Raw genomic sequence first — 24,372 nt, 5'->3', positions numbered from 1 at the left:
GTTCATCGAAAAGTTTGGTAGTTAGGCGCAAAAACTGCGTTTAGATTGTACATTTAAACCGCAATAAGACCTTGACCACCTTACAAAAACACATAGTTAGCCCCAAAAACTATATGTTTAACAACGCCAAACTTTGCTATGGAATACTTCGTTAATTGCAACACTGCAACCTTAGCGCCGTACACAACTCCCTTAGACGAAACCAGGGTACAGCACCTGTATCGTCGACTGGGGTTCAGCGCTTCCGTACAAACAATCGATGCAGCTGTAGGACAGTCTGCAGATGCCTTAGTTGACCAATTGGTCAATCAGGCCGTGAACATGGCCCCGATTGCCCCTCCTGTATGGGCCGATTGGACTGACGCCAATTATCCTGCTGATGACGATGCTGCACGCCAGCTCAGACGACAGCAGCTTGATGAATTTAGGATAACCTATGGAAACGCTCTCTTAAACAACAATCTCAGAGATCGTTTGAGCTTTTTCTGGAGCAACCATTTTGTCACAGAGTTGGATGTTTATGATTGTGCCTCTTTTCTATATGAATACATCAACTGCCTTCAGCGCAATGCCATTGGCAATTTCAGGACATTTGTCAGCGAGATAGGCTTGACAAGTGCCATGCTACGGTATCTTGATGGTGCCTTCAACAACAGGAACAGGCCCAATGAAAATTATGCCCGTGAATTGTATGAGCTTTTCACTCTGGGAGATGGAAATGGCTACACCGAAGAAGACATCATTGAGACTTCCCGTGCCTTGACCGGTTATGTGAACCGAGGAGATGTGGGTTGTACAAAGATTACTTTCGACCCAGAGCAGTATGATGCTGATGCCAAAACCATTATGGGGCAGACCGGTAATTGGGGGTATGATGATACCATTGATATTCTGTTCACCCAAAGACCCAATGAAATAGCCGGATTCATTTCTAAGAAATTATATGAATTCTTCGTGCATCCTGATTCTGATGCTGCAGAAGCTCAACCTATTATTTCAGGAATGGCAGCTACCTTTATGGCCAACAATTTTGAATTGGCACCTGTACTGTCACAATTGTTCAAGAGCGAGCACTTTTTTGATGAAACGGCTATTGGAGTCATTATAAAAAGTCCGTTTGATTTGTATCTCAATTTTATAAAGGAGACAAATTTCACGTATGACGATGGTACGGTCATCAATGCTGTAGATGCGTGTCGATTGATTGGTCAAGAACTGTTCGATCCAGTCGACGTGGCCGGATGGCAACGTGACCGCCAATGGATCAACACCAATTTTATTATAGGCCGATGGTTGACCATGGAGGTTTTCTTGGAACAGTTCTTTCAGGCAAATCCTGAGCAGTTCAGAACCTTGGCCATGGACGCTGTCGGAGCTGCGGATAGCAACACCAGTAATCCAGAAACGGTGGTGCGCGCTTTGGTCAACAAATTCACTCCGAAAGGATTATTGACAGATCAAGATTTTGAAAACGCCATGGATGCTTTCAAAATTGATGATGTACCTGAAAATTACTATTCGCCCGACTACATTGACGGTGGATTGAGTCTATGGATGCTTGCCGTGAGCATGGAAGTGCCCACACAAGTCTACGTTTTACTACGTCATTTGTCAAGAGAACCCGAGTTTCAACTAAAATAATCCTACTACCATGTGCGATACACACCACAATCACGATATAGAGCCACACAAGGGCATCGAAAACGATGGCCACGATTTAGAACATAAGAACTGGAGCCGCCGCTCATTTGTGCAGGCACTGGGCATCTTTGGCTCAGGCTCGATGATGCTCGGCCATAACATGCTCTCTGCATCAGCTCCATCAGCTTTGACCTCTGCCATTGCCGATGCCGAAACCGATAATATTTTGGTTTTGATACGCTTGAACGGAGGTAATGACGGATTGAGTACCGTTATTCCAATCCAACAATACGATACCTATGCCAACGCCCGGCCCAATATTTATATTCCAGAGAGTAAAATATTGAAGCTGACCGATGACTTTGGCGTACCTACGTACATGAACTCTTTAGAACCCATGTGGGGCGAAGGTCAGTTTAAGGCGGTACATGGTGTTGGTTACGAAAATCAAAGTCTTTCCCACTTTACGGGGTCTGACATTTATGCCAATACCGATTTGACCACCACTGGTTTTGATGGATTGAATACAGGTTGGATGGGACGACACTTTGAAGATTGTTTCCCCGATTACTTGATCAATCCACCTGAATCACCAGCAGCCATCCAAATCGGAAGTATTTCCAACTTGGTGTTCCAAGGTGAGGAAACAAACTATGCCTTTGTTACCAACAACATCGACCAATTGGAAGAAATTGCAGAGACAGGCTTCTTCTATGATTTAGACAATAGCCTTTTCGATAGCTGTATGTATGGTGACCAGTTGCGCTTCTTACGAGGTGTGGCAAACACGACCTACGAATACGCCGGCAAGATACATGAAGCCTATCTACGTGGCCAAAACCAGGTTGAATACCAAGAAAATGGGTTTGCCCGTCAATTGGCCCTATTGGCACGATTGATCAAAGGTAACCTGGGCACCAAGGTCTATATGATTTCGATGGGTGGGTTTGACACCCATGGCAACCAGCCCTTGGCCCATGAGCGGTTGATGTCTAACCTCTCTATTGCCGTGAACAATTTCTATGAAGATTTAGGTTTTACAGACCAAGACGGCCAAGTATTGAGCATGACCTTCTCTGAATTCGGTCGTAGAATTTTCGAGAACGGTTCCAATGGTACCGATCATGGTAAGGCGGCACCCACCCTGTTCTTCGGATCAGGTCTTAATGGCAGTGCCTTTGTTGGCGATCATCCTTCGTTGGATGCGCCTAACGGTCGCGGAAATTTGGAATATACCATGGATTTTAGGGATCTTTATGCCACGGTACTTGCAGAATGGCTTTGTGTACCCATTGCCAAGGTCGAGCAACATTTATTGGACCATCCGTATGCGCCGGTAAATCTTGGTTTCAATTGTAGCGGAGTCGACTTTCCAGACATCGTATATAGTGACGACCCACCTAACCTGCCCGACACACCACCGAGTGACCCAGATGGCATGAATCCTGAATTGGAGAATGCCATAGTTCATAAACCCTACTATCCAACAGACAACAATCCGCACATCTATCTTGAGATGCCCTTTGCGGCCCATGTTGACATTCAGCTCTATAACATTTTAGGTCAAAATGTAGGAACTGTATTCAATGAAATGATGTTGGAAGGCTCTGCGGAAATCAACATTAGAGAACGCATGCGCGGAAGCCTTTCTACCGGAAAATACATCTACCGAATACAGGTCGGCGACCAAAAGATGAGCAAGTCGGTCATGATCATGTAAGCTTGTCTTACATTCTTGGAACCCTCAGATAGTGTATCCCCCACCCCAATTTGGGTTACACGGTTACGAGGGTTCCTCTCTTTATGAATGTATTTCAACTGTTGGTAAAATGTCTATTTTTGAGCCTAATTTACATCTAAATTAAATGGCCCAACAAAGATATACCCTAACAGCTGCATTGCCCTATACCAACGGACCCATACATATTGGGCACTTGGCCGGGGTGTACGTGCCTGCTGATATCTATGCGCGCTATCTTCGATTGACGGGCAATGATGTCGCTTTTATCTGTGGAAGTGACGAACATGGTGTGGCCATACCCATGAAGGCCAAAAAAGAAGGCGTTTCCCCAAAAGAAATCATCGATAAGTACCACGGCATCATCAAAAAATCATTTGTAGATTTTGGTATCTCATTTGACAATTATTCACGCACCTCTGCACAGGTGCACCACAAAACCGCATCCGATTTTTTTAAAAAATTGTACGGGCAAGATGATTTTATTGAGGAAGTCACCGAGCAACTCTATGATGAAGAGGCCGAACAGTTTCTGGCTGACCGATTCGTCATAGGCACTTGCCCAAATTGCAGTTATGAAGAGGCCTATGGCGATCAGTGTGAGAACTGTGGCACATCGTTGAATGCGACAGACCTCATCAATCCGAAATCTACGATTACAGGAGCTATTCCGACCCTCAAAAAAACAAGACATTGGTTTCTGCCATTGGACCGTTACGAAGGTTTTCTTAAGGATTGGATCCTTGAAAGCCACAAATCGGATTGGAAGCCCAACGTTTACGGGCAATGCAAATCATGGATTGATGACGGACTCAAGCCCCGGGCCGTGACCCGAGACCTCGATTGGGGTATTCCCGTTCCCGTTAAGGGTGCGGAAGGCAAGGTACTCTATGTTTGGTTCGATGCCCCCATCGGTTATATCTCTTCGACCAAAGAATGGGCCGAGCGTGAGGGCAAAGATTGGGAACCCTACTGGAAGGACAAAGACACCAAGCTCTATCATTTTATAGGCAAGGATAACATCGTTTTCCACTGCATCATCTTTCCCAGCATGTTAAAGGCCCATGGCGATTTTATATTGCCCGAAAACGTGCCCGCCAATGAATTTTTGAATCTGGAGGGCAACAAACTTAGTACTTCAAAAAATTGGGCGGTTTGGCTGCATGAGTATTTACAGGAGTTTCATGATATGCAAGATGTACTGCGCTACGCCTTGACGGCCAATGCCCCCGAAACCAAGGACAATGATTTTACGTGGAAGGATTTTCAGGCCCGTAACAACAATGAATTGGTTGCGATATTTGGCAACTTCATCAATAGGGTTACCGTTCTTACCCAGAAATACTACGATGGGGTCGTTCCTGAACCTTCGGAATTTACAGAAGTCGATAGAGAAACTCTGGAGGCATTGCGAAAATATCCTGAAAAAATATCCGGTTCATTGGATAGGTTCCGATTTCGTGAAGCCAGCCAAGAGTTGATGAATTTGGCACGCTTGGGCAACAAATATCTGGCCGACGAAGAACCTTGGAAACTTATCAAAACCGACGAAGAGCGAACCAAGACAATCATGTTCGTCGCCCTTCAAATTGCTGTGGGGCTTGCGGTTTTGAGCGAACCCTTTTTGCCATTCACATCTGAGAAACTAAAGCATATCCTGAGTGTCATTCCGAACGAAGGTGAGGAATCTCTAAATTGGAGCACCATGTCCCATACAGAAACACTGCTCCCCGCTGGCCATCAAATCAATAAAAGTGAACTGCTCTTTCGTAAAATTGAAGACCAGGAAATCGAAGCACAACTGGCCAAACTGGAGGCCACCAAAAAATCAAACCAACAAATGAATAGCAACATTGAACCACAAAAAGAGACCATCACCTTTGACGATTTTTCAAAGCTTGATATGCGGGTGGGCACTATAGTCAAGGCTGAAAAAATGCCAAAAGCAGATAAATTGTTGGTGCTGAAGGTAGATACTGGGCTCGATACCCGAACCATTGTTTCCGGTATTGCCGAAAGTTTCAAACCTGAAGAGATTGTCGGCAAGCAGGTGACCGTTTTAGTGAACTTGGCCCCTAGAAAATTGCGTGGGGTAGAAAGTCAGGGTATGATTTTGATGGCTGAGAACGGCGAAGGTAAGTTGGTGTTTGTGAATCCGGATGAACAAGACGTCAAAAGTGGTAGCCTAATTAGCTAATGCTCAAAGTCGCCTACCACCCCATCTACAGGCACCCCTTGCCTGAAGGCCATCGCTTTCCGATGGTGAAATACGAACTTTTGCCAGAACAGTTGTTGCATGAGGGCACTTGCATCAATGAAAACTTTTTTGAGCCCTTACTACCGGATGATGGTCATATTTTGAATGTGCACGATGCCGGTTATTATCAAAATCTGGTCAACCTTAATCTTAAGCCCAGCGAACAACGAAAAATCGGGTTTCCCTTATCAAAAGAGTTGGTGCAACGTGAACGTATCATTGCGGATGGTACTATAAAAGGTTGTGAATTTGCGTTACAATACGGTATTGCCATGAACATTGCCGGAGGCACCCATCATGCGTACAGCAATCGAGGGGAGGCTTTTTGTATGCTCAACGATCAGGCTATTGGGGCACGGTATTTACAATCGAAAAGTTTGGCGAAGAAAATTTTGATTGTCGATTTGGATGTACACCAAGGCAATGGCACGGCAGAAATCTTTCAAGATGATGCTTCAGTCTTTACGTTTTCGATGCACGGCCGCGGCAATTATCCCTTCAAAAAAGAACAATCGGATTTAGATATTCCGTTGGAAAAAAATACAGATGACGCCACATATTTATCCATCCTAAAAGAAACACTTCCTAAACTCATTGAGCAAACCGAGCCTGATTTTGTATTCTACCTTTGTGGGGTCGATGTATTGGAATCTGACAAACTCGGAACTTTGGGAATGACCCTGAAAGGTTGTGCGGCGCGAGATCGCTTTGTGCTTGAAACCTGTAAAAATCTTAACATTCCCGTTCAGTGCAGTATGGGTGGTGGCTATTCAAAAGATATCAAAATCATTGTTGAGGCCCATGCGAACACCTTTCGTTTGGCGCAAGAGATTTATTTCTAGCTTTACCCAAGATTAACAGTAGACTTTATGAGAGCTTTGCTTACGGCTTTTTTGTTTCTCCCTATGATATTTGCCAACGCTCAAGAGGTGGTGTCGTTTCAAAAGAAAACGCTTTGGAATGATTTTACCTATGATATGGGCAACGTTTTTGGTGGAATGGGGTACGCCTATACCCGACCGTTGCATTGGCAAGGAAACGATTGGGCAGCATTTGGGTATCTGACCGCTGGCACCGCACTGCTGTTCACCATTGACGATGAGTTTGAAGGTTGGGCAAACGGATTTCGCCCCAATATACCCCGTGGCATTAAGGATTATGGCAACAAGTACGGAAATCCGAACAACAATTATTTGTTGACCGGGGGTGTCTACCTCACCGGACTCTTTACCAAAAATGAAAAATTGCGCCGTACGGGTGTTTTGTTGATTTCATCTGCCACCGCAGGCGGATTTCTACAACAGGTCAGCAAGCGTATTATCGGCAGGGCTAGGCCCAGGAGCGGCGAAAGCTCGTTCACTTTTGACCCTTCTTTTGGCTTCAACAGGGTATTCAACTATGACTCTTTTCCTTCAGGGCATGCCATGTTGGCGTTCAGCAATGCTTATGCCATCGCAAAACAATTTAAAAGTCCGTGGATAAGGGCCGGACTGTATACGGTAGGTTCAATTCCGGGTTTGGTGCGGGTTGTTGACCGTTTTCACTGGATTTCAGATGTTGCCTTCAGCACGGTACTCAGCATCTTTATTGTAGAGTCGATTGACCGCTATCTTGATAGAAAGTACAATGAAAAATACAACGACCAATCAAAAAATGTCAGTTGGAACCTTACCTTCGGTGCCAATCGTTTGGGGGTGGCAATACAATTCTGAAAGCACCGTGAAACACCGTTACCATTTTGTAATTTTGTAAAAAAGGCAATCATGTTATCCAAAAAAGTAGAAAAGGCACTTAACGACCAAATCAAAATAGAGGCAGAATCTTCACAAGTATACCTATCAATGGCCTCATGGGCCGAAGTGAAAGGTCTTGAAGGCATCGCGGGCTTTATGTACGGACACTCCGACGAAGAACGCATGCACATGCTCAAATTGGTCAAATACGTGAACGAGCGTGGGGGCCACGCTAAAATTTCACAGTTGAAAGCACCCGAAACCGATTTTGGCACCTTTCAGAAAATGTTCCAAAAACTGTATGACCATGAAATTTTCGTATCGAACAGTATCAATGATTTGGTGCATATCACTTTAGAAGAAAAAGATTACGCCACCCATAATTTTCTACAGTGGTATGTGGCCGAGCAAATTGAAGAGGAAGCACTTGCCCGCACCATATTGGACAAAATCAACCTTATTGGCAATGACAAGGGCGGTCTTTATCTCTTTGACCGTGATATACAGCAAATCAGTGTTGAAAGTGCCGCATCAGGCAACCTTGGTGAATAAGTGTTGAAAACTACTTTATTTAGATTAATTTAAAATAACTATTTTTGCTCATCGAGTTTTGTAAATCATGGGCAAAAAGAAGAAAGCCAAGAAACTTCAGAAAGCACGTCTAAAGGAGTTAAATCCCGGTAAGTGCAAAACAAAGTGCTGCGATAAGTATCAAAAAGGTGAACACAAGCGCTGTAAACGTTGCCCGTGCTTTGATTTGTTGAAGAAAGTCGCTTAGGCTTTTTATTGCGGATTTCTTATAAGCGACGATGGTTTATTGACAACCCTAGAAAAAACCATTTCTTCACTGAGCTGTTCAGCGCCATGAATAGCATAATACGAAGCCTTTCGAAAATAGAAATCACTGTGCTGGCATGCGTCGGAACAATCGCCCCTATGTTCATTGTATGCTTTTTGTTTGCCATTCAAGTATACTTGATAGGCCCAGGCATCCTTTTCTTTTAAAGATTGTTCAAACCTATACTGGTCTTTCCAATAATCAAGCTCATCTTCAATAGTATTTAACTGAAATGAATGCTCATAGACTGCATCTTTAAAAGCCAATTCAGTATAGAAACCCAACTTCTTTCCATCAAATTGTTGCCCGTGTATTACAGCTGGCATACACAGCAAGAAAACAATAATATGGCAATGGTTGACTCTCATTATCGACGCTCATAAAATTAGACGCAAAAGGTCTTTATATGTTGCACTATCACCATATAAATTATCGTTAAAAAATGAGGTATAAAAAGAAAAGGGGCGAACTGCCCCTTTTTATCGTTCTGTGAGAAAAAATTACTTGCCCAACATCAACAACTCATTGCAACGTACTTCGGTGATGTAGCGTTTTTCTCCAGTCTTTGTCTCATACGAGCGGTGGGTCAGTTTCCCTTCAACGGCAACCTGTTTGCCTTTTGTAAGATAATTTTCTACAATCTCGGCCGTTTTGCCCCAAGCCACCACATTGTGCCATTGGGTGTCTTCCACCTTTTGCCCCTCAGCATTTTTATAGCTTTCGCTGGTGGCGATGGAAAATTTGGCCAGTTTGCTGCCATTATCCAAATTCACGATTTCTGGGTCTTGCCCCAAGTTACCAATCAACTGTACTTTGTTTTTAAGCGCGTTCATAACATTAAATTTTATGGGTTAAACAGTTAATACTATCGCTGTTCATTCAACGACAGGGCAAACATAGAACGGCCATCAAAAAAGATTCGGTCGGGAAGTATTTATTTTCGTTTGTAAACGTTTGTAGTCGTTTGAAATTGATTTAATTCCCAAAAAAACAGGCACCTATATACCAAATGGGACAGGATGAAATGATTTTTGTGGGATTTACCGTAAAGTAATTTTTTTCGGGAATCGGTAATCTTGGTTAGCCCTTCACTGATTCAAAAGACCAGAGCGCAAAGCCCTATCCCCTTTTCAATGACCGTTGCGGTACTTTTACAATTCTACCAACATTGGCTAGTTATCGCTCTTTTTTCTTTTTCTTGGGTACTGAGACCTTCAGAACGTCGTCAAGCGTACCGTCAATTTTCAGCTTCTTTTCGTACTCTTTGGCACGGGGGTTCTTTTCTTTTTTCTTCTTGACCATTGAATAAATTTACCAATTTAAAGTTATCGTATCATTATTGTAATCAATTTCAATTTTGAAAAAATCCAAAAGCCTATAAGTGCCCAATAAAGGTGTTATGTTATCAGATTCAACTGTATATGCTACTGTGTCAATAGATACAAGCGTTCTTAATTTATGGCTATCTAGTATATCAATTTTGAATCCATGAACATAACAATCCAGTTCTATTTCTGAAATTCCTTTTATTCCAATATGCTTTTTATCCCCCTCATTTAGTTCATATCCAAGAGCCTTTGTTATGTAATTTGGAAAGACACAACTATCCGAACCAGTATCTACTAGAGCATTTGCTATTAGAAACTCACCTGTACTAAAATTTCGTATTCTAATCGGTATTCTAGGCTTTTGTCTGCCTTTTTCTCTTGTTAGTGGGTAAGTGTGTTTGTTTCGGTATACTCTGTTGGTCAAAATAGAAAATTATAGCTTGGATCAGATTCAAAGTCCAAGATATAATTTTCTCCAGATTCATTAGCCAATCTTATCACTTCCTCTCCTTTTTCCCCTTGACAAATAATCTCGTCTGTTTCGATATTGATTGCTTTAATTATGATTTGGGGATTGGTGTTTTGTGTTGTGTCCTCGGCCATTGTTTGTGTTAAAAAGGGCGCAAATTTATCAAAAAAATAAACCCACAAGCGGAAGTTACAAAAATTGTTGGAACCGATCAAGTCCTAGTTCAACAAGTTCCAACAATTAACATGTTAACATCAACTATTTGCTAATCAATGAATTATAACTGAGTACGCTTTCGGAATCTTCTAAAAATCCATCAAACCTAGCCTGTGGGGTCAAATCACGGGTATTGAACCTAGCTGCAAATTCATCCAAATATCGGCTGATATGCTTATCGCTCACTTGGTGGTAAATACCATAGATGCCACGCTTTAGAATACTTTTTGCAGGTAGAACATTTTACCGAAACTATCTACGTGGTGAATGGTCTCTTGGTTTCTAAATGTGTATTGGTAATAGCTAAGCCCTTTCAATCCAGAAATGTTGGCCTTTGCATGACATCCATCTATAAACGACTTCAGGTTGGTGTCAAAGTACACCACCTTTCTGTCGTCGTACCTAATGGCTACGAATAACTTAGATATTACTTTATTCAAAAAAGTTATTGATTGGTAAATAAATGCATATATAGTTAAAATATGGTAAATGTTAATATATATGTTGAAATTTACCAGTTGTAAATTTTGATTGTTTATTTTCTAAACCTTATGTTTGGTGCATAAAAAACCCAGTGTAGTAACACTGGGTGAAAAACTGGGTTGAAACATGCTAAGCCTCAGCTAGGAACAGCTAATGAGACTGCCTTCGCCCCCCTTTTTTTGGTCACAAAGCAAAAACTATTGTTTTGCTTGGAGAACTGCGCCTACCACGTGTAGGTTGTGGTTCGGGTCTTGACCTTCACAGGGACACTCTTGGTGCCTCTTTGAGTTCTGACCCTAACACGTACAGTTTTGGTTGAAGTTCTGGTGGAACGTCTCATAACTGATGTTATTTAAGTTAAACAATGACGATTAGGACTTTCCTAATCCTAAAAAGGACACTTTCGCAGAGTGTCCTTTTTTCTTTAAAACAGTCCCGTATAATGCTTTGGTTCGAATTTCAGCATTATCGTTTCTACCATATTATTGAATGTTCTGTTGTTGCTCTTTGCCATTTCCTCTATTCTTTTTACCGCATCCGAATTTAATCTTAGGGTCTTGATTGTTTTGTTGCTTGCCATGGTAGTAGTTTTACAATTGATTTATAATGTAAATCTAGGCGAAGTAATAGGGAATGAAAAGGGTGTTTTGCCATAACCTATCCAAAGTTTTTAACACGGATCGTTGAAATCCGACTTCGCAAGTGATTTTTGCTGGCCCTGATCCCGACGGGGGTCTATCGATAAAATGCAAGGGGATAAACAGTATTTGTATTCATTCTAAAGATTGAATGTATAATGAGAAGAAAATGTTGTATAATTTATCTTGTCCCATTTTGTATATAGTTGCCGAAAATCAGAACCTACAGTTCTATTCTTTTTAACTAACTTTAGTAAATTCTTAGTGCAAAGGGATGAATCATCAACTAATCGACAACGAAGAGGCCAAACAATATGAATTTCATATTGAAGGGCAAACCCCTAGAATCGAGTATATCAAAACCAAGGATAAAATCTATCTGACCCATACCGAAATACCCAAAGGTTTGGAGGGAAAAGGAATCGGCACCGCACTGGTCAAACAGGCATTGGATGATGTGAAGAAGAAAGACCTCACCCTTGTGCCCCTCTGCCCTTTTGTGGCACTTTTTATCAAACGGCATCCTGAATACAAAGCATTGGTCTTAAAAGGTATCAATATAGCATAGCTATGGAAAGGGAAATCGTCAAAGAATATGAAAAAGGAGATTTTGCTGTCGTTTGGAAGCCCAAAAAATGCATCCATTCTGAAATCTGTTGGCGGACCTTGCCCGAAGTGTACGACCCCAAAGGAAAACCATGGATCAAACCCGAAAACGCCTCTGTAGAAGCACTAAAATCGCAAATAGAGAAATGTCCCTCCGGCGCATTGACCTATAAAACCAAAGGAGAAACAACCATGTCAACAACACAAATTACTGAATGCAACATCATTGAAAATGGACCGCTTTTGGTAAGCGGCAATTTGAAAGTGACCTTGGCCGACGGCACGGTCGAGACCAAAAAGAGGTCGACGGCTTTTTGCCGTTGTGGGACCTCTAACAACAAGCCCTATTGTGACGGCACCCATAAAGAGACTGATTTTAAGGGGTAAGCCTTTAAGATTTGGTTTTTAAGAACCTACAAAAATCTTGGGTGGCTTTCGTCAAATTCTCTTCGGCCCTTTTCATCGCCTCTTGTAGGTTGGGCATGCCTTCACTCACAGAAACCACATAGGCCAGGCCTATTTCTTTAGCTTCGGATTGGGACAATTCTACTAATCCACATAATGCAGCCACGGGAATGTTTTCTTTTTTTGCTGAGGCCAGTATGCCCCCAATCGTCTTGCCCGATAGGGTTTGGGAATCCAGTTTACCTTCGCCTGTAATGACCCAATCGGCTCCTTTGATTTTGGCATCAAAATCGGCAATCTCTTTGATGAGATCAATGCCCGAGACCAGTTCGGCATTGAGAAAGGCCACTGCCCCACCGCCGAGTCCGCCAGCTGCACCCGCACCTGGAATTTGCTGTATATCTATCTCCAGTTGCGAATTGATGATTTCTGCAAAGTGCATTAGACCGCCATCCAAGAGTTCGATTTCCTCTTTTGAGGCCCCTTTTTGTGCTGCGTACACCTTGGCTGCCCCATGTTCGCCGTAAAAGGGATTGTCGACATCACAGGCAACCTTAAAATTGATGGAGTCCAATATATTTTCTTTGGGAGGAACAATTTTAGCGACATCACCGAGATGCTTCCCGATGGGTCGGAGTACTTTTCCATCCGCATCCAAAAAAGAATAGCCCAGCGCCTGTGCCGCACCCATACCACCGTCGTTGGTGGCGCTTCCCCCTATTCCCAGAAAAATTTCGACAGCGCCTCTTTGAATTGCATCAGCAATAAGTTCACCCGTGCCCAGAGTTGTCGTTTGCATACAGTTCAACTCATTAGGTTCTAATAGACGGTGACCAGAGGCCTCGGACATCTCGATAAATGCCATTTTCTTGGATTCGGAAAAAAGGCAGGTGGCAGAGACCTTTCTGAAGAGAGGATCATTCACGGTTATCGTAACCGCTTTGGCGTTCAAATGTTGTTGAACCACTTCGATGGTGCCATCACCCCCATCGGCCAGGGGAATTTGAAGTATTTCCGCCTCGGGAAAAGCCTCATGCAATTCTTTGGCAACCGTTGTGCAGAATTCATGCCCGCTCAACGAGCCCTTGAACTTGTCGGGTGCGACGACGAATTTCATATCTTAAAATAATTATGCTGATGTTGTCTCAATATATCGTTTTTAATCGTCATTCTAGAAACAATACAATTATGAAATTACCATTCCTCCTATTGATTTTTGGCATTTCCCTGTCAAGTGCCCAGAAAACCCAGCAATTAAACAAAGGGCAAGCATCACCGATAGCTTCATTGGAAGATGTCGCATGGATTGCCGGCCATTGGAAAGGTGAAGCCTTTGGAGGCATTGCCGAGGAGATTTGGAGTCCGCCATTGGGCGAGTCGATGATGTTCGTATTTCGGTTGCTCCACGATGGCAAAGTCTCTTTCTATGAAGTTGGCCATATACGTGAAGTGGACAATTCACTCATCTTACAGCTAAAACATTTCAGCGGAGACTTAAAAGGATGGGAAACCAAGGATGAAACCGTAGATTTCAAATTGGTGAAGCTGCAAGAGAACAAAGTTTTCTTTGAAGGCTTTACCATGGAGAAGCTCAGTAAAGACGCTATCAACGTCTATGTACTAGTCGGTGATAAAGGAAAAGAAGAAGAGGTGTTGTTTAAATATGAGAGGGTACGGAATTAATCTAAAATCGAGAGCACGACCCGAACCATTTTTTGAAGTTTTTCAACATCAGGTTCTACCTTCGCAACCACCCGAAGGCCACTGTAAAAAGTAAAAATTGCTTCTGCAGTACTATTTGGATTCACATGATTCCCTATTTCACCTTTGGCAATGCCTTTCTGAATCTGTTCTCTAAAAAATGTTTCCACATAGTGTTTGTTTTCAAGGAGCACTTGATGCAACCTATCATTGCCCGGTACCATTTCAGTAGTCACATTGACCACAAAACATCCTTTTTTGGCGGGGTCATTTATGGCCTCGTCTATAGCAACATCAAGAAGTTTTTTGAAATTATCTTTAACGGGATGCTTTTCCACGAAAAAGCGATGAAGCATTTGTCGACCCGTTGAACGATACAACGCAAAAGCCTGTTCGAAAAGCGCATCCTTGCTCCCAAACGTATCATAGAGACTTGCCCTGTTGATACCCAAATGGGTAACCAGGTCTTGCATTGAAGTGGCATGGAACCCCCTTTCCCAAAAGAGTTCCATGGCCTTGTTCAATACTTCTTTTTCATCAAACTGTTTGGTTCGCGGCATACTGGAATAATTGTTCCAAATTTATTTAAAAAAATTATACCTGTGCGAATCCGCCATCAACGGGAATCTCGGCACCCGTAATATAGCTGCTATCCGATGAGGCAAGAAACAATGCCGTTGTCGCGACTTCATCAGCTTTTCCGAAGCGACCCAAACTTACCAATGATGGAAAATTGGAAGCCATTTCGTCAATATTCTCTTGTGGCACATTGTGCTTGCTATAAATTGGGGTGTCGATAGGGCCAGGGGCAATGGCATTGACACGAATTTGCTTGGGACCAAACTCTGCGGCCAACGTTCTGGTCAACGATCGCAACGCGGCTTTGCTAGAGGCATAGGCCGCCATACCACCGAAACCCTTGATGTTCACCACTGAAGTGTTGAAGATGATGCTGGCTCCCTCATTAAGTTGCTCGTACGCCGCCTTTACCGTAAAAAGTGGTCCGCGTACATTGATGTCGTGTACCTCGTCATAAATTTCTTCAGACAGCGAATCGATGGTCTCTAACCTAAAGATACCTGCGTTGAGAAACAGCACATCGATTTTACCAAAAGTGGCCACGACTTCGCCGATAAGTTTTTCGCTGTCTGATATATTTGAGGCTTCGGCCTTCACCAAAAGATAGTCTCCTGAAAGTTCAGATGTTAATGCATCCAATTTTTCTTGGCTTCTACCGGTCAATACTACCTTGGCCCCTTCGTTTAAAAAAAGTTTGGCAGTTTCAAGGCCCATGCCACTGGTAGCTCCTGTTATTATAGCTACTTTTCCTTCTAATTTTTTCATGATTTTAATTTTTGATATTTACATTTTTTTTGGAACAATCATTCCGATACAAACATATCAATAATAGAACGAACGTTCCAAATAAAATTTTAGTTTTAACACCATTTTAAAAGTATTATCGCTGTTTCGTATCTTTCTCCATCAAAACCGACCGAATGAGAACGCTTAAAGTACTGCTGCTTGTTTTTGCCCTAGTTCCGTTACTAGCTGCTGCCCAGCGCAAGAAGAAAAAGGATACGGGTCCTTCCATTGTTTTGGACGATTCGCTGTATTCTGGATTGAAATGGCGAAATATCGGTCCCTTTCGTGGAGGTCGAAGTGTGGCTTCTACAGGCGTTGTCGGGCAACCCATGACCTATTATATGGGCACTACAGGAGGTGGCATCTGGAAAACGGTTGATGACGGCATGACTTGGAAGAATATTTCAGACGGCCAATTAAAAACAGGTACTGTGGGCGCTATCGCCGTATCGGAAAGCAATCCGAATATCGTTATTGCTGGCATGGGCGAGCATGCTGCACGCGGCGTGATGACTTCCATGGGTGATGGGGTCTATAAATCCACGGATGCGGGCAAGACCTGGAAGCCTATCGGTCTGGATGAGACCCGACATATTTCAGATGTCATCATCCATCCGACAAATCCTGATATTATCTTTGTTTCGGCACAGGGGGCGCAGTATGGCCCTTCTGAACAGCGGGGTGTTTATCGTTCAATGGACGGGGGTTCAAACTGGGAGCGTGTGCTTTTCGTTGATTCAACCACTGGTACTTCCTCTTTATCGATGGATATGAACAATCCGCTAATTCTGTACGCGGCAATGTGGCAACACCAACGCTATCCGTGGAAAATGGAATCCGGTGGACCTTCCTCGGGCATCTACAAATCAACCGATGGTGGTACTACATGGAAGCAACTCAAGGAAGGACTTCCGGCGGCATTTGGCAAGGCGGGCATCTCAGTTTCAAGAGCGAATCCTGAACTCGTGTTTGCCGTGATTGAAGCGGAAGATGAAAAAGGAGGGGTCTATCGAAGCGATGACGCCGGAAAAAAATGGAAACAAATCAATAAAGACCGCATCAACATAGCCCGCTCGTGGTACTACATGGAGATTTTTGCCGACCCGCAGGATGAAAACGTGGTTTACGTGCTCAATGCGCCGGTCACAAAATCCATCGACGGTGGTAAATCGTTTAAGCCCCTGCCCACTCCCCATGGCGACAATCACCATTTATGGATTCATCCTCATAACAATCAGATTATGATCAACTCCAATGATGGCGGTGCCAATGTTTCAAATAATGGTGGAAAGAGTTGGAGCACCCAACAAAACCAGGCCACTTCACAGTTTTACCGTGTCATTACCGACAACTTGGTTCCTTACAATGTGTATGGCGGTCAACAGGATAATTCGGCCATTGCCATTGCCAGTCGTACCAATGATGCGGGTATCGATTGGAAAGATTGGTATTCGGTCGCAGGTTGCGAAAGTGCCTATCTTGCCTTTGACCCTGACAACCCTGAAGTGGTCTATGGAGGGTGCTACCAAGGCATTATCGAAAAATGGCTGAAAGCTTCCCGAGAGGGAAAACCAATAAAAGCATATCCAGAGTTGGGTCTTGGCAAGGTTCCGAAGGATTTTAAATACCGTTACAACTGGAATGCTCCGATAATCAGCTCCCCCCATGACCGAAACACCATTTACCACGCGGGCAACGTGGTTTTTAAGACTACGGATGGTGGCCATAGTTGGGAAGTGGTGAGTCCTGATTTGACAAGAAACGAAGAAGACAAGCAAGGTCCTGGCGGTGGGCCGTACACCAATGAAGCTGCAGGTGGCGAAAACTACAATACGTTGATGTATTTGGTAGAGTCGCCCCACGAAAAGGGAGTGCTCTATGCAGGCAGTGATGATGGTTTGGTGCATATTACCAAAGACGGCGGAGCCAATTGGACCAATATTACCCCACCTAATATCGGCAACGGCATCATCAACAGCATCGAAGTATCACCCCATGACCCAGCAACCGCCTATATCGCCGTGATGCGCTATAAATCCATGGACTTAAAACCGTATGTGTTCAAAACATCGAACTACGGTGAAACATGGACGAAGATGACCAATGGCATCACCGACAAGCACACTTTTGTGCGCGTTGTTCGGGAAGACAAAAAGAAGAAAGGGCTGCTGTATGCCGGAACCGAAACCGGGCTGTATGTTTCTTTGGATGATGGTCAGCACTGGCAGAAGTTCCAATTGAACCTGCCCGTTGTTCCAATCAATGACATCACCATTCAAGACAATGATTTGGTCATTGCCACGGCCGGACGTTCGTTTTGGATTTTGGATGATGTGGGAGCCATTCAAAACAGCTATGATACCCAAGAGCAGCTTAAAATGGCAACCCCAAAAGACAGCTATCGCATCTTTGGGGGAAGCCCTGAGAAACCTGTACCCGGTTTGGGGGAAAATCCGAAATCTGGGGTTACCATTGATTACTACCTACCCCAAAAACTGGATTCCACCGAACTCAAATTGGAAGTGCTTCAAGGCGGAAACGTCATTCGCACCTATACCAACCAAAAGCCAAAAGATTTTAAGACATGGCCGGGTGGCCCACCAAAGCCTCAGGTACTGCCAAGCAAAAAAGGCTACAACCGCTTTACGTGGGATTTCAGGAAAGAGGCCATTCCGGCTATAGATAGAGTGTTTGTCTTTGGGAATTATCAAGGAGCAAGGGTAGCTCCGGGCACCTATACCTTGCGGCTCAGTTCAGAAGGTGAGACCGTGGAAACTACGGCCAACGTTTTGGCAAATCCGAAAATTAAGGCCTCACCAGAGGAATACGCTGAACAGCAATCTGTTTTGAACCAAATTGGAAATACGCTGAAAGCAATGCACAATGCGGTGAACCAGATGCGTTCCGCAAAAAACCAATTGAAATCCTATAAAAAGTTGCTAAAGGATAACGAGGCCGCCAAGGAGCTTGTGGCCAAAGGGGATAGTTTGACCAAACGAATTACTACCTGGGAAGAGCACCTCATCCAACCCAAGCAAAAGACCTTTCAAGATGTCATCAACTTTCACAATCAACTGAATGCAGATTTTATGCATCTTAAGAGCTTTGTCGATGTTGCTGAACCCAAAGTCACCGAAGGGGCAAAAGAACGTTTACAAGACCTCTTGGCGGCCTGGCAAATCTATGAAAATGAAAAAGAGGCCCTAGTCAATACCGAGATGGAGGCGTTCAACAAACTCTACGCAGCCCTAGAGTTACCCGCATTGATTCTAAAAGAGTAGCTAGAAGTGATGGCAGAACGAACGTGTTTGGAATGTGAAACTGAAATCAAGGGTCGGGTAGACAAAAAATTCTGTTCCGATTACTGCCGCAACGCCTACAACAACAAGCTGAACAAAGACAGTAAAAATCTGGTGCGCAATATCAATAATCGCTTGCGAAAGAATTACCGGATTTTAGACAGCTTCAATCTCAAAGACGGAAAGACCCGTACGACCAAGACCCGATTGATGGACAAAGGTTTTGATTTTGAGTACATCACCAACCTCTACACCACGAAAAAGGGCACGACCTATTATTTTGTCTATGATTTGGGCTACCTGCCGTTGGACAATGATTATTATATGATTGTGAAGCGGGAGTAAAAGGCCCCTTCTAGCTCCCCCACTGGGGAATTTTTTGCTCCTTCCTTTAGACAAAGGGAGAGGTGTCCTGACATTTTCAGTCAGGACAGAGGGTTTTGAAAATATTGGCAAAACTCCCCGCTTCCCTGCAAAAAGCAGGAAACCACCCCTCTTAAACTTAAGAGGGGAACTATAATAAATGTGTTTTGTACGGAAATGTCATGAGAAAATTTATAAGCCCTCCCTTGAGGGGAGGGTTGGGAGGGGCTTTTCTATTTCCAATTGGCACCGCTCATTTTCAATGCAGCGATGACTACGTCTTTTCTGCTGATCTGGCCCACCAAAATGCCGTCTTTCATCACGGGCAATCTTCTGCGGTTGTGACGGTCAAAGACACCTGCCGCATCAAAGATGCTCATATCATGGGGTATGGTCTCTACATTTTTGGTCATGAAACGCTCCACGCTTTTATCCAAAATTGGTTGGTTGAAATAGCGGCTTTCTGAGATGGTCTTCATGCAATCCGCCTCTGAGATGATGCCCACCAAAAAGCCATTGTCATCCATTACCGGGCCACCAGAGATATGGTGTTTCGCAAAGGCTTCCATCACTTCTAAAATGGATTGGTCGGGTGAAAAGGTCACCAGCTTCTTCGTCATATAATCCTCGACCAGAATAGGCGCGTTATGGCCTTTTTTGGTTTCATCCTTCGCTCTCCGTCCTTGAAAACTCTTAATTGCCATGGTATTTTGGTTTAAGGTTGATTAATAAAGTTAGTGATTTTTTGTGAAATATTTAAGTTTTTACCGATTTTAAAGGGCAGCATTCTTAATTTTATAATCAACCAACAACAACTACCGAATGACGTTTTCTCGCACATTGGCATTTTTTCTTCTCTTTTTGGCCGCATATCTGAGCTACAGGGCATTGATGCCACAATATCCCACAGAAGATACCACATCAACCGAATTCTCGGCAGATAGGGCCCTTGTTCATGTCAAGAATATCTCAAGAGAACCACACGCCGTTGGTTTCGAGGCCCACGAAACGGTACGACAATACATTCTGTCAGAACTGAAAAAGTTGGGGCTTGAAACCAGTATTCAATCGGGCTACACCGCAGGTGATTGGGCCAACCTCAGTAAGGCCACCAATATTCTGGCCCGAATCAACGGTACGGGTCAAGGAAAGGCACTTCTTTTATTGTCGCACTACGACAGTAGTCCGCATTCATCGTTTGGTGCCAGCGACGCCGGCAGTGGTGTTGCGACAATCTTAGAAGGCGTCCGGGCTTTTTTATCCAGTAAAAAAATACCGAAAAATGATATTATCATCCTGATTTCCGATGCCGAAGAATTGGGCCTGAACGGTGCAGACTTGTTTGTGAACAACCATCCTTGGGCGAAAGATGTGGGCCTGGTTTTGAATTTTGAGGCGAGGGGCAGTGGTGGCCCGAGCTATATGCTCATCGAAACCAATCGGGGCAATGCCAAGTTGTTGAAAGAATTCGTAGCGGCAAATCCCAAGTACCCAGTCGCAAATTCTCTGGCCTATAGCATTTACAAAATGCTCCCCAATGATACCGATCTCACTGTATTTAGGGAGGATGGTGATATCGACGGATTCAATTTTGCTTTCATCGATGACCATTACGATTACCATACCGCTTTGGATACTTATCAACGCTTGGATAGAAATTCACTGTTGCACCAAGGAAGCTATTTGATGCCCTTGTTGAACCATTTCAGCCAAGAAGACATTTCTGACCTAAAAAGTCCTAACGACCATGTGTATTTCAACATGCCATTTTTCAGGATGATATCCTATCCCTTCGAATGGATATGGCCGCTTTTTTTATTGGCAGTCGTACTGTTCATTGTCTTTATGGTCATTGGCTTCAAAAAAGGAACGTTGAACGTCAAATCGGTGCTTTTGGGATTTGTACCGTTTATCGTTGCGCTACTGGTCAATGGATTTCTAGGTTATGTAAGCTGGCCCATATTGAAATGGTGGTACCCAGGCTTCAATGATATGCTGCACGGTTTCACCTACAATGGCCATTTTTACATTTATGTCATCGTTTTCATGTCGCTCGGCATCTGTTTTTTGACGTACCATAAAGTCAAGAAAACAGCGACTGAAAATTTATTGATTGCCCCTATTATCATTTGGCTGTTGATCTGTGCATTGGCCAATGTATATCTAAAAGGTGCCAGCTTCTTTATCGTGCCCGTGTTTGGTTTGATTGCAGGTCTCTTGGTGCATGTCAACCAAAAGGAACCAAATCCTTATTTGTTGGCTTTTTTGGCGGTACCAGCGGTATTTATGATCGCTCCGTTCTTAAAGATGTTTCCTGTGGGTCTCGGACTCAAAATGCTCGTGGCAACATCAATCATGACGACTTTGTTGTTTGCTTTGGCATTGCCATTGATGGCAGAATTAAAACACAAAGCACGTTTTGGCATTCTCTTTTTGTTGCTCATGGCGATATTTGGTATTGCATCGCATCTCAGTTCAGGCTTCAACGAAAAAAGACCTAAGCCCAGCAGCTTACTTTATGTATATGACGAAGACAATGAACAAGCCATTTGGGCGACGTATGATAAACGGTTGATCGGATGGAATTCAGAGTTTTTGCAGACAGAAAACATTGCGCCTTCAAATTCAAAGAAATTTCCTGTATTGAGCAGCAAGTACAGTACTGGATTTTCGTATACCGCTGAAGTACCCATCAGAAAAGTTGCCACCCCTTTAGTAGAAGCGACCAACGATACCGTTATCGGTCAAGAAAGACATATTGATATCAACGTCACTCCCCAAAGGGATGTCAACCGGCTTGAGGTTTTCACCAACGACATCACTGTTTTGGGCTGTAGCGTGAACGAAGTGCCACTTTCTGAACACTACCTGAAGAATAGGCGTAGCAATAGATTGGTGACCCACTATATTTCTGACAATAGCGGAACCCAAATAGCGATAAAAATTCCAAAAGAACAGCAATTGAAGCTCAGCTTTCACGAATCATCACATGATTTGCTCCATAACACAAAATTTAGGGTTCCCAATCGGCCGGTGAACAGCATTCCGATGCCCTTCGTGCTCAACGATGCGATAATGACCGTCAAAACCTTGACCTTTGAATAAGTCCATTGGTATTCTAGGCTGTGGGTGGTTGGGCCTTCCCCTTGCCCAAAAACTTTTAGAACTGGGTCATCATGTAAGCGGTACGACAACATCCGCCGAAAAATTGGAGCGGTTACGGTCTCATGGCATCTCTCCCTTTTTGGTCAAACTATCAGAAGATGGCATTGAGGGTGATGTAAACGGATTCTTGTCCGAAATCGATGTGCTGGTGATTAACGTTCCGCCTGCGCTACGAAGCAATCCCAACTCAGATTATGTCAAAAAGATGGAATTGCTTAACAGCGAAATGAAGAATCATAAGATTCAACACGTTCTTTTCGTCAGTAGCACTTCAGTATACGGCAATCAAGAAGGAGAAATTACCGAAGAAACAAAACCCGAGCCCGAAACAGAATCGGGAAAGCAACTTTTGGCTTCCGAACAATTGTTTTTTGACCAAACGGATTTTTCTACAGCAGTGGTCCGTTTTGGTGGTCTTATTGGCCCAGAAAGACATCCCGTGTATCATTTGGCCAAAAAAGAACGCTTAAAAAACGGAGACGAATTGGTCAATCTGATACATCTTGATGATTGCATACACATGATTGTCGCCATAATCGAAAACAACTATTGGGAAGAGATCTTTAATGGGGTCTATCCATACCACCCCACGAAAAGAGCGTATTACATAAAAGAGGCAAAAAAGAGAAATCTCCCAAATATAAAATACACTACTTCTGAGGTTAAAAATGGAAAAAAATGTATAATTAGTAAGAATTTTCTGAATAAAAATTATATGTTCTATACCTCAATTGTCTCTTGATACACCACAGAAATACTCTTGTTCACAACATTTTGCCTTAAAACCTGTTAATTACGATGTTGAATTTCAACAAGTTATACATTTTGCTGTTATCTTTATGTAAATACGATTAAAAGGTATAGCTATGGAAACTTCAAGATTGACAACGAGAATCTTGATGGAAATTGAAAAATTAATTGCCCGAAGTTGTGCTGGCGGAGAAATACCAAATGAGTTTCAAGATTTGCACAAAGTGCTGCTGCGAAAACATTACAATGCTGCCAGTGTGGACATTGATTATGATCGGCAACGCGTAAAAATGGATGTCATTGTCAGTGACGATGATTACGATCCTTCAACCGTAAATGTCGCCTTGCAGACCATGCCGGTCAATATCTTCTTTAAAAATCTCTTCGGATTTTTGAAATCATGCCTTGAGAAAGACGTTAAAAGTCTTGCTTTTTATTCACGCTTGTTGCTCAAATACAACAATCAGAATGTCATGGTTTCTGTTTGAACCAAAAATTGAACAAAGCAAATATCGGGGGTGCTGAAATACATCCCTTTTTGTTTTAGAACTCACCTCTTTAACAGCACAATACCAATTATTTTTTTAGTTTTGCGCACCTAAATATTGAGGTCGATGAAAAAAATATTGGTTTTGGGGCTGTTCTTGGTTGGCTTTTTGGCGAACGCGCAATCAAACGATGCCCTTCTCACACATTATGAAGCATTTTATAAAGAAATGCGAAAGCAGGCCGATGTCAACGGTGTCATCAATGCATTGACCCATTTGAACGTCATTGCACCATCAAAACAGCGACAAGACACCTTGGCCTATGTGTATATGAACAACAATCAGCACCTGCAGGCCCTGAATACCATTGGCATTGAAAACGATCCCAATGATTCTGACCTCGCCATTCGGGTAAAGGCGGTCTCGTTAAAGGCATTGGGGCAACAAAAAAGGGCGTTGGAACAATTTGAAACCCTTTTCAAAAGAACCCCGAGTGCCTATTTGGCCTACGAGCTGGCTGATTTAAAAATACAGACGGGCGATAACGCGGGGGCGGCAGAAAACATTGAATACGGCATCACCAATTCAAAAGATGACATGAAATATGCCTTTTTTGAACGCCAACAACCCTATGAGGTACCCCTCAAGGCCGCGTTTTATCACTTAAAGGGATTAATGCAGTACAACGTGAACAAAGACGACATTGATGCCGCCATTGCATCAATCGGTGAAGCTTTGAAGCTGGATCCCAATTTTAATCTGGCAAGTTTGAGCAAACAGGCGTTGGAGTCGAGAAAAGAAGCCCCAGAAACCACTCAAGATTAAACTGGGCCACCTCTAAACTGCAAGGGGTATAGTACTCAGACAATCAAAAGATTAACGTTCTTTT

The 24,372-nt window shown here is 43.3% G+C and carries 25 protein-coding genes and 1 pseudogene; 15 read left to right on the top strand and 11 right to left on the bottom strand.

Going from position 1 to position 24,372, the window contains the following annotated elements; translation table 11 throughout:
* Positions 1 to 138 precede the first annotated feature (138 nt).
* The 6 genes from AAAH86_RS08725 to AAAH86_RS08700 all read left to right on the top strand — a co-directional run bounded on the left by AAAH86_RS08725 (position 139) and on the right by AAAH86_RS08700 (position 7,921).
* Positions 139 to 1,641, top strand: coding sequence for a DUF1800 domain-containing protein (locus tag AAAH86_RS08725; RefSeq protein WP_343487186.1), 1,503 nt, complete (start codon positions 139 to 141; stop codon positions 1,639 to 1,641).
* 10 nt (positions 1,642 to 1,651) lie between these two features.
* Positions 1,652 to 3,361, top strand: coding sequence for a DUF1501 domain-containing protein (locus AAAH86_RS08720; protein ID WP_343487185.1), 1,710 nt, complete (start codon positions 1,652 to 1,654; stop codon positions 3,359 to 3,361).
* Between the two features lie 145 nt (positions 3,362 to 3,506).
* A complete protein-coding gene (metG, locus tag AAAH86_RS08715; RefSeq protein ID WP_343487184.1) occupies positions 3,507 to 5,576 on the top strand; it encodes a methionine--tRNA ligase in 2,070 nt (689 codons plus the stop codon).
* Positions 5,576 to 6,478, top strand: a complete 903-nt coding sequence (locus AAAH86_RS08710) for a histone deacetylase (protein ID WP_343487182.1) — start codon at positions 5,576 to 5,578, stop codon at positions 6,476 to 6,478. The genes metG and AAAH86_RS08710 overlap by 1 nt, the downstream gene beginning before the upstream one ends.
* Positions 6,479 to 6,505: 27 nt before the next feature.
* Positions 6,506 to 7,348: a phosphatase PAP2 family protein gene (locus AAAH86_RS08705; RefSeq protein WP_343487181.1), complete on the top strand. Its 843-nt coding sequence runs from the start codon at positions 6,506 to 6,508 to the stop codon at positions 7,346 to 7,348.
* Positions 7,349 to 7,399: 51 nt separating this feature from the next.
* Positions 7,400 to 7,921, top strand: a complete 522-nt coding sequence (locus tag AAAH86_RS08700) for a ferritin (RefSeq protein WP_343487180.1) — start codon at positions 7,400 to 7,402, stop codon at positions 7,919 to 7,921.
* A 231-nt stretch (positions 7,922 to 8,152) separates the two neighbouring features.
* On the opposite strand, the gene AAAH86_RS08695 is transcribed toward AAAH86_RS08700, so the two are convergent.
* From AAAH86_RS08695 to AAAH86_RS08665, 7 genes and pseudogenes are all read right to left on the bottom strand, one after another.
* A complete protein-coding gene (locus AAAH86_RS08695; protein ID WP_343487179.1) occupies positions 8,153 to 8,533 on the bottom strand; it encodes a hypothetical protein in 381 nt (126 codons plus the stop codon).
* A 174-nt stretch (positions 8,534 to 8,707) separates the two neighbouring features.
* On the bottom strand, positions 8,708 to 9,040 hold the full coding sequence (ssb, locus tag AAAH86_RS08690; RefSeq protein ID WP_343487178.1) for a single-stranded DNA-binding protein: 333 nt from the start codon (positions 9,038 to 9,040) through the stop codon (positions 8,708 to 8,710).
* Between the two features lie 343 nt (positions 9,041 to 9,383).
* The gene (locus tag AAAH86_RS08685; RefSeq protein WP_343487177.1) at positions 9,384 to 9,509 is read right to left on the bottom strand and encodes a hypothetical protein; all 126 of its coding nucleotides are present in this window, start codon (positions 9,507 to 9,509) and stop codon (positions 9,384 to 9,386) included.
* 9 nt (positions 9,510 to 9,518) lie between these two features.
* A complete protein-coding gene (locus AAAH86_RS08680) occupies positions 9,519 to 9,959 on the bottom strand; it encodes a hypothetical protein (RefSeq protein WP_343487176.1) in 441 nt (146 codons plus the stop codon).
* A 378-nt stretch (positions 9,960 to 10,337) separates the two neighbouring features.
* A pseudogene (locus AAAH86_RS08675) lies at positions 10,338 to 10,445 on the bottom strand (transposase); the annotation flags it as partial.
* The gene (locus AAAH86_RS08670) at positions 10,436 to 10,660 is read right to left on the bottom strand and encodes a hypothetical protein (protein ID WP_343487175.1); all 225 of its coding nucleotides are present in this window, start codon (positions 10,658 to 10,660) and stop codon (positions 10,436 to 10,438) included. The pseudogene AAAH86_RS08675 and the gene AAAH86_RS08670, both read right to left, overlap by 10 nt.
* Before the next feature lie 467 nt (positions 10,661 to 11,127).
* Complete coding sequence (locus AAAH86_RS08665; RefSeq protein WP_343487174.1) at positions 11,128 to 11,283, bottom strand: hypothetical protein; 156 nt, start codon at positions 11,281 to 11,283, stop codon at positions 11,128 to 11,130.
* A gap of 332 nt (positions 11,284 to 11,615) precedes the next feature.
* Here AAAH86_RS08665 and AAAH86_RS08660 point away from each other — a divergent pair, with 332 nt between their 5' ends.
* Both AAAH86_RS08660 and AAAH86_RS08655 read left to right on the top strand, forming a co-directional pair.
* Positions 11,616 to 11,909, top strand: coding sequence for a GNAT family N-acetyltransferase (locus AAAH86_RS08660; RefSeq protein WP_343487173.1), 294 nt, complete (start codon positions 11,616 to 11,618; stop codon positions 11,907 to 11,909).
* Positions 11,910 to 11,911: 2 nt separating this feature from the next.
* Positions 11,912 to 12,334: a (4Fe-4S)-binding protein gene (locus AAAH86_RS08655; RefSeq protein ID WP_343487172.1), complete on the top strand. Its 423-nt coding sequence runs from the start codon at positions 11,912 to 11,914 to the stop codon at positions 12,332 to 12,334.
* A gap of 4 nt (positions 12,335 to 12,338) precedes the next feature.
* Here the strand turns inward: AAAH86_RS08655 and AAAH86_RS08650 are convergent, their stop codons facing one another.
* Positions 12,339 to 13,469: a glycerate kinase gene (locus AAAH86_RS08650; protein WP_343487171.1), complete on the bottom strand. Its 1,131-nt coding sequence runs from the start codon at positions 13,467 to 13,469 to the stop codon at positions 12,339 to 12,341.
* Between the two features lie 71 nt (positions 13,470 to 13,540).
* Between AAAH86_RS08650 and AAAH86_RS08645 the strand changes: the two genes are divergently transcribed.
* On the top strand, positions 13,541 to 14,035 hold the full coding sequence (locus tag AAAH86_RS08645) for a DUF6265 family protein (protein WP_343487170.1): 495 nt from the start codon (positions 13,541 to 13,543) through the stop codon (positions 14,033 to 14,035).
* On the opposite strand, the gene AAAH86_RS08640 is transcribed toward AAAH86_RS08645, so the two are convergent.
* On the bottom strand, positions 14,032 to 14,613 hold the full coding sequence (locus AAAH86_RS08640) for a TetR/AcrR family transcriptional regulator (RefSeq protein ID WP_343487169.1): 582 nt from the start codon (positions 14,611 to 14,613) through the stop codon (positions 14,032 to 14,034). The genes AAAH86_RS08645 and AAAH86_RS08640 overlap by 4 nt on opposite strands.
* Before the next feature lie 34 nt (positions 14,614 to 14,647).
* Positions 14,648 to 15,397 carry an SDR family oxidoreductase gene (locus tag AAAH86_RS08635; protein WP_343487168.1) on the bottom strand — a complete coding sequence of 250 codons (750 nt, stop codon included), beginning with the start codon at positions 15,395 to 15,397 and terminating at the stop codon, positions 14,648 to 14,650.
* A gap of 155 nt (positions 15,398 to 15,552) precedes the next feature.
* On the opposite strand from AAAH86_RS08635, the gene AAAH86_RS08630 reads away from it, so the two are divergent.
* Together AAAH86_RS08630 and AAAH86_RS08625 are read left to right on the top strand one after the other, a co-directional pair.
* The gene (locus tag AAAH86_RS08630) at positions 15,553 to 18,699 is read left to right on the top strand and encodes a glycosyl hydrolase (protein ID WP_343487167.1); all 3,147 of its coding nucleotides are present in this window, start codon (positions 15,553 to 15,555) and stop codon (positions 18,697 to 18,699) included.
* Between the two features lie 9 nt (positions 18,700 to 18,708).
* Positions 18,709 to 19,062 carry a hypothetical protein gene (locus AAAH86_RS08625; protein ID WP_343487166.1) on the top strand — a complete coding sequence of 118 codons (354 nt, stop codon included), beginning with the start codon at positions 18,709 to 18,711 and terminating at the stop codon, positions 19,060 to 19,062.
* 251 nt (positions 19,063 to 19,313) lie between these two features.
* On the opposite strand, the gene AAAH86_RS08620 is transcribed toward AAAH86_RS08625, so the two are convergent.
* Positions 19,314 to 19,784 carry a CBS domain-containing protein gene (locus AAAH86_RS08620; protein ID WP_343487165.1) on the bottom strand — a complete coding sequence of 157 codons (471 nt, stop codon included), beginning with the start codon at positions 19,782 to 19,784 and terminating at the stop codon, positions 19,314 to 19,316.
* A 118-nt stretch (positions 19,785 to 19,902) separates the two neighbouring features.
* Between AAAH86_RS08620 and AAAH86_RS08615 the strand changes: the two genes are divergently transcribed.
* The 4 genes from AAAH86_RS08615 (at position 19,903) to AAAH86_RS08600 (ending at position 24,308) form a co-directional block, all read left to right on the top strand.
* Entirely contained in the window at positions 19,903 to 22,185 is a 2,283-nt protein-coding gene (locus AAAH86_RS08615; RefSeq protein WP_343487164.1) for a M28 family peptidase, read from the top strand.
* The gene (locus AAAH86_RS08610) at positions 22,178 to 22,987 is read left to right on the top strand and encodes an NAD-dependent epimerase/dehydratase family protein (protein WP_343487163.1); all 810 of its coding nucleotides are present in this window, start codon (positions 22,178 to 22,180) and stop codon (positions 22,985 to 22,987) included. Before AAAH86_RS08615 ends, AAAH86_RS08610 begins: the two co-directional genes overlap by 8 nt.
* A gap of 124 nt (positions 22,988 to 23,111) precedes the next feature.
* The gene (locus AAAH86_RS08605; RefSeq protein ID WP_343487162.1) at positions 23,112 to 23,483 is read left to right on the top strand and encodes a hypothetical protein; all 372 of its coding nucleotides are present in this window, start codon (positions 23,112 to 23,114) and stop codon (positions 23,481 to 23,483) included.
* A gap of 126 nt (positions 23,484 to 23,609) precedes the next feature.
* Positions 23,610 to 24,308 carry a hypothetical protein gene (locus AAAH86_RS08600; RefSeq protein WP_343487161.1) on the top strand — a complete coding sequence of 233 codons (699 nt, stop codon included), beginning with the start codon at positions 23,610 to 23,612 and terminating at the stop codon, positions 24,306 to 24,308.
* Positions 24,309 to 24,372: the final 64 nt, after the last annotated feature.

Source organism: Allomuricauda sp. d1, from assembly GCF_039592695.1.
Lineage (GTDB): Bacteria > Bacteroidota > Bacteroidia > Flavobacteriales > Flavobacteriaceae > Flagellimonas_A.
This window is presented reverse-complemented; position numbering and strand designations above follow the sequence as displayed.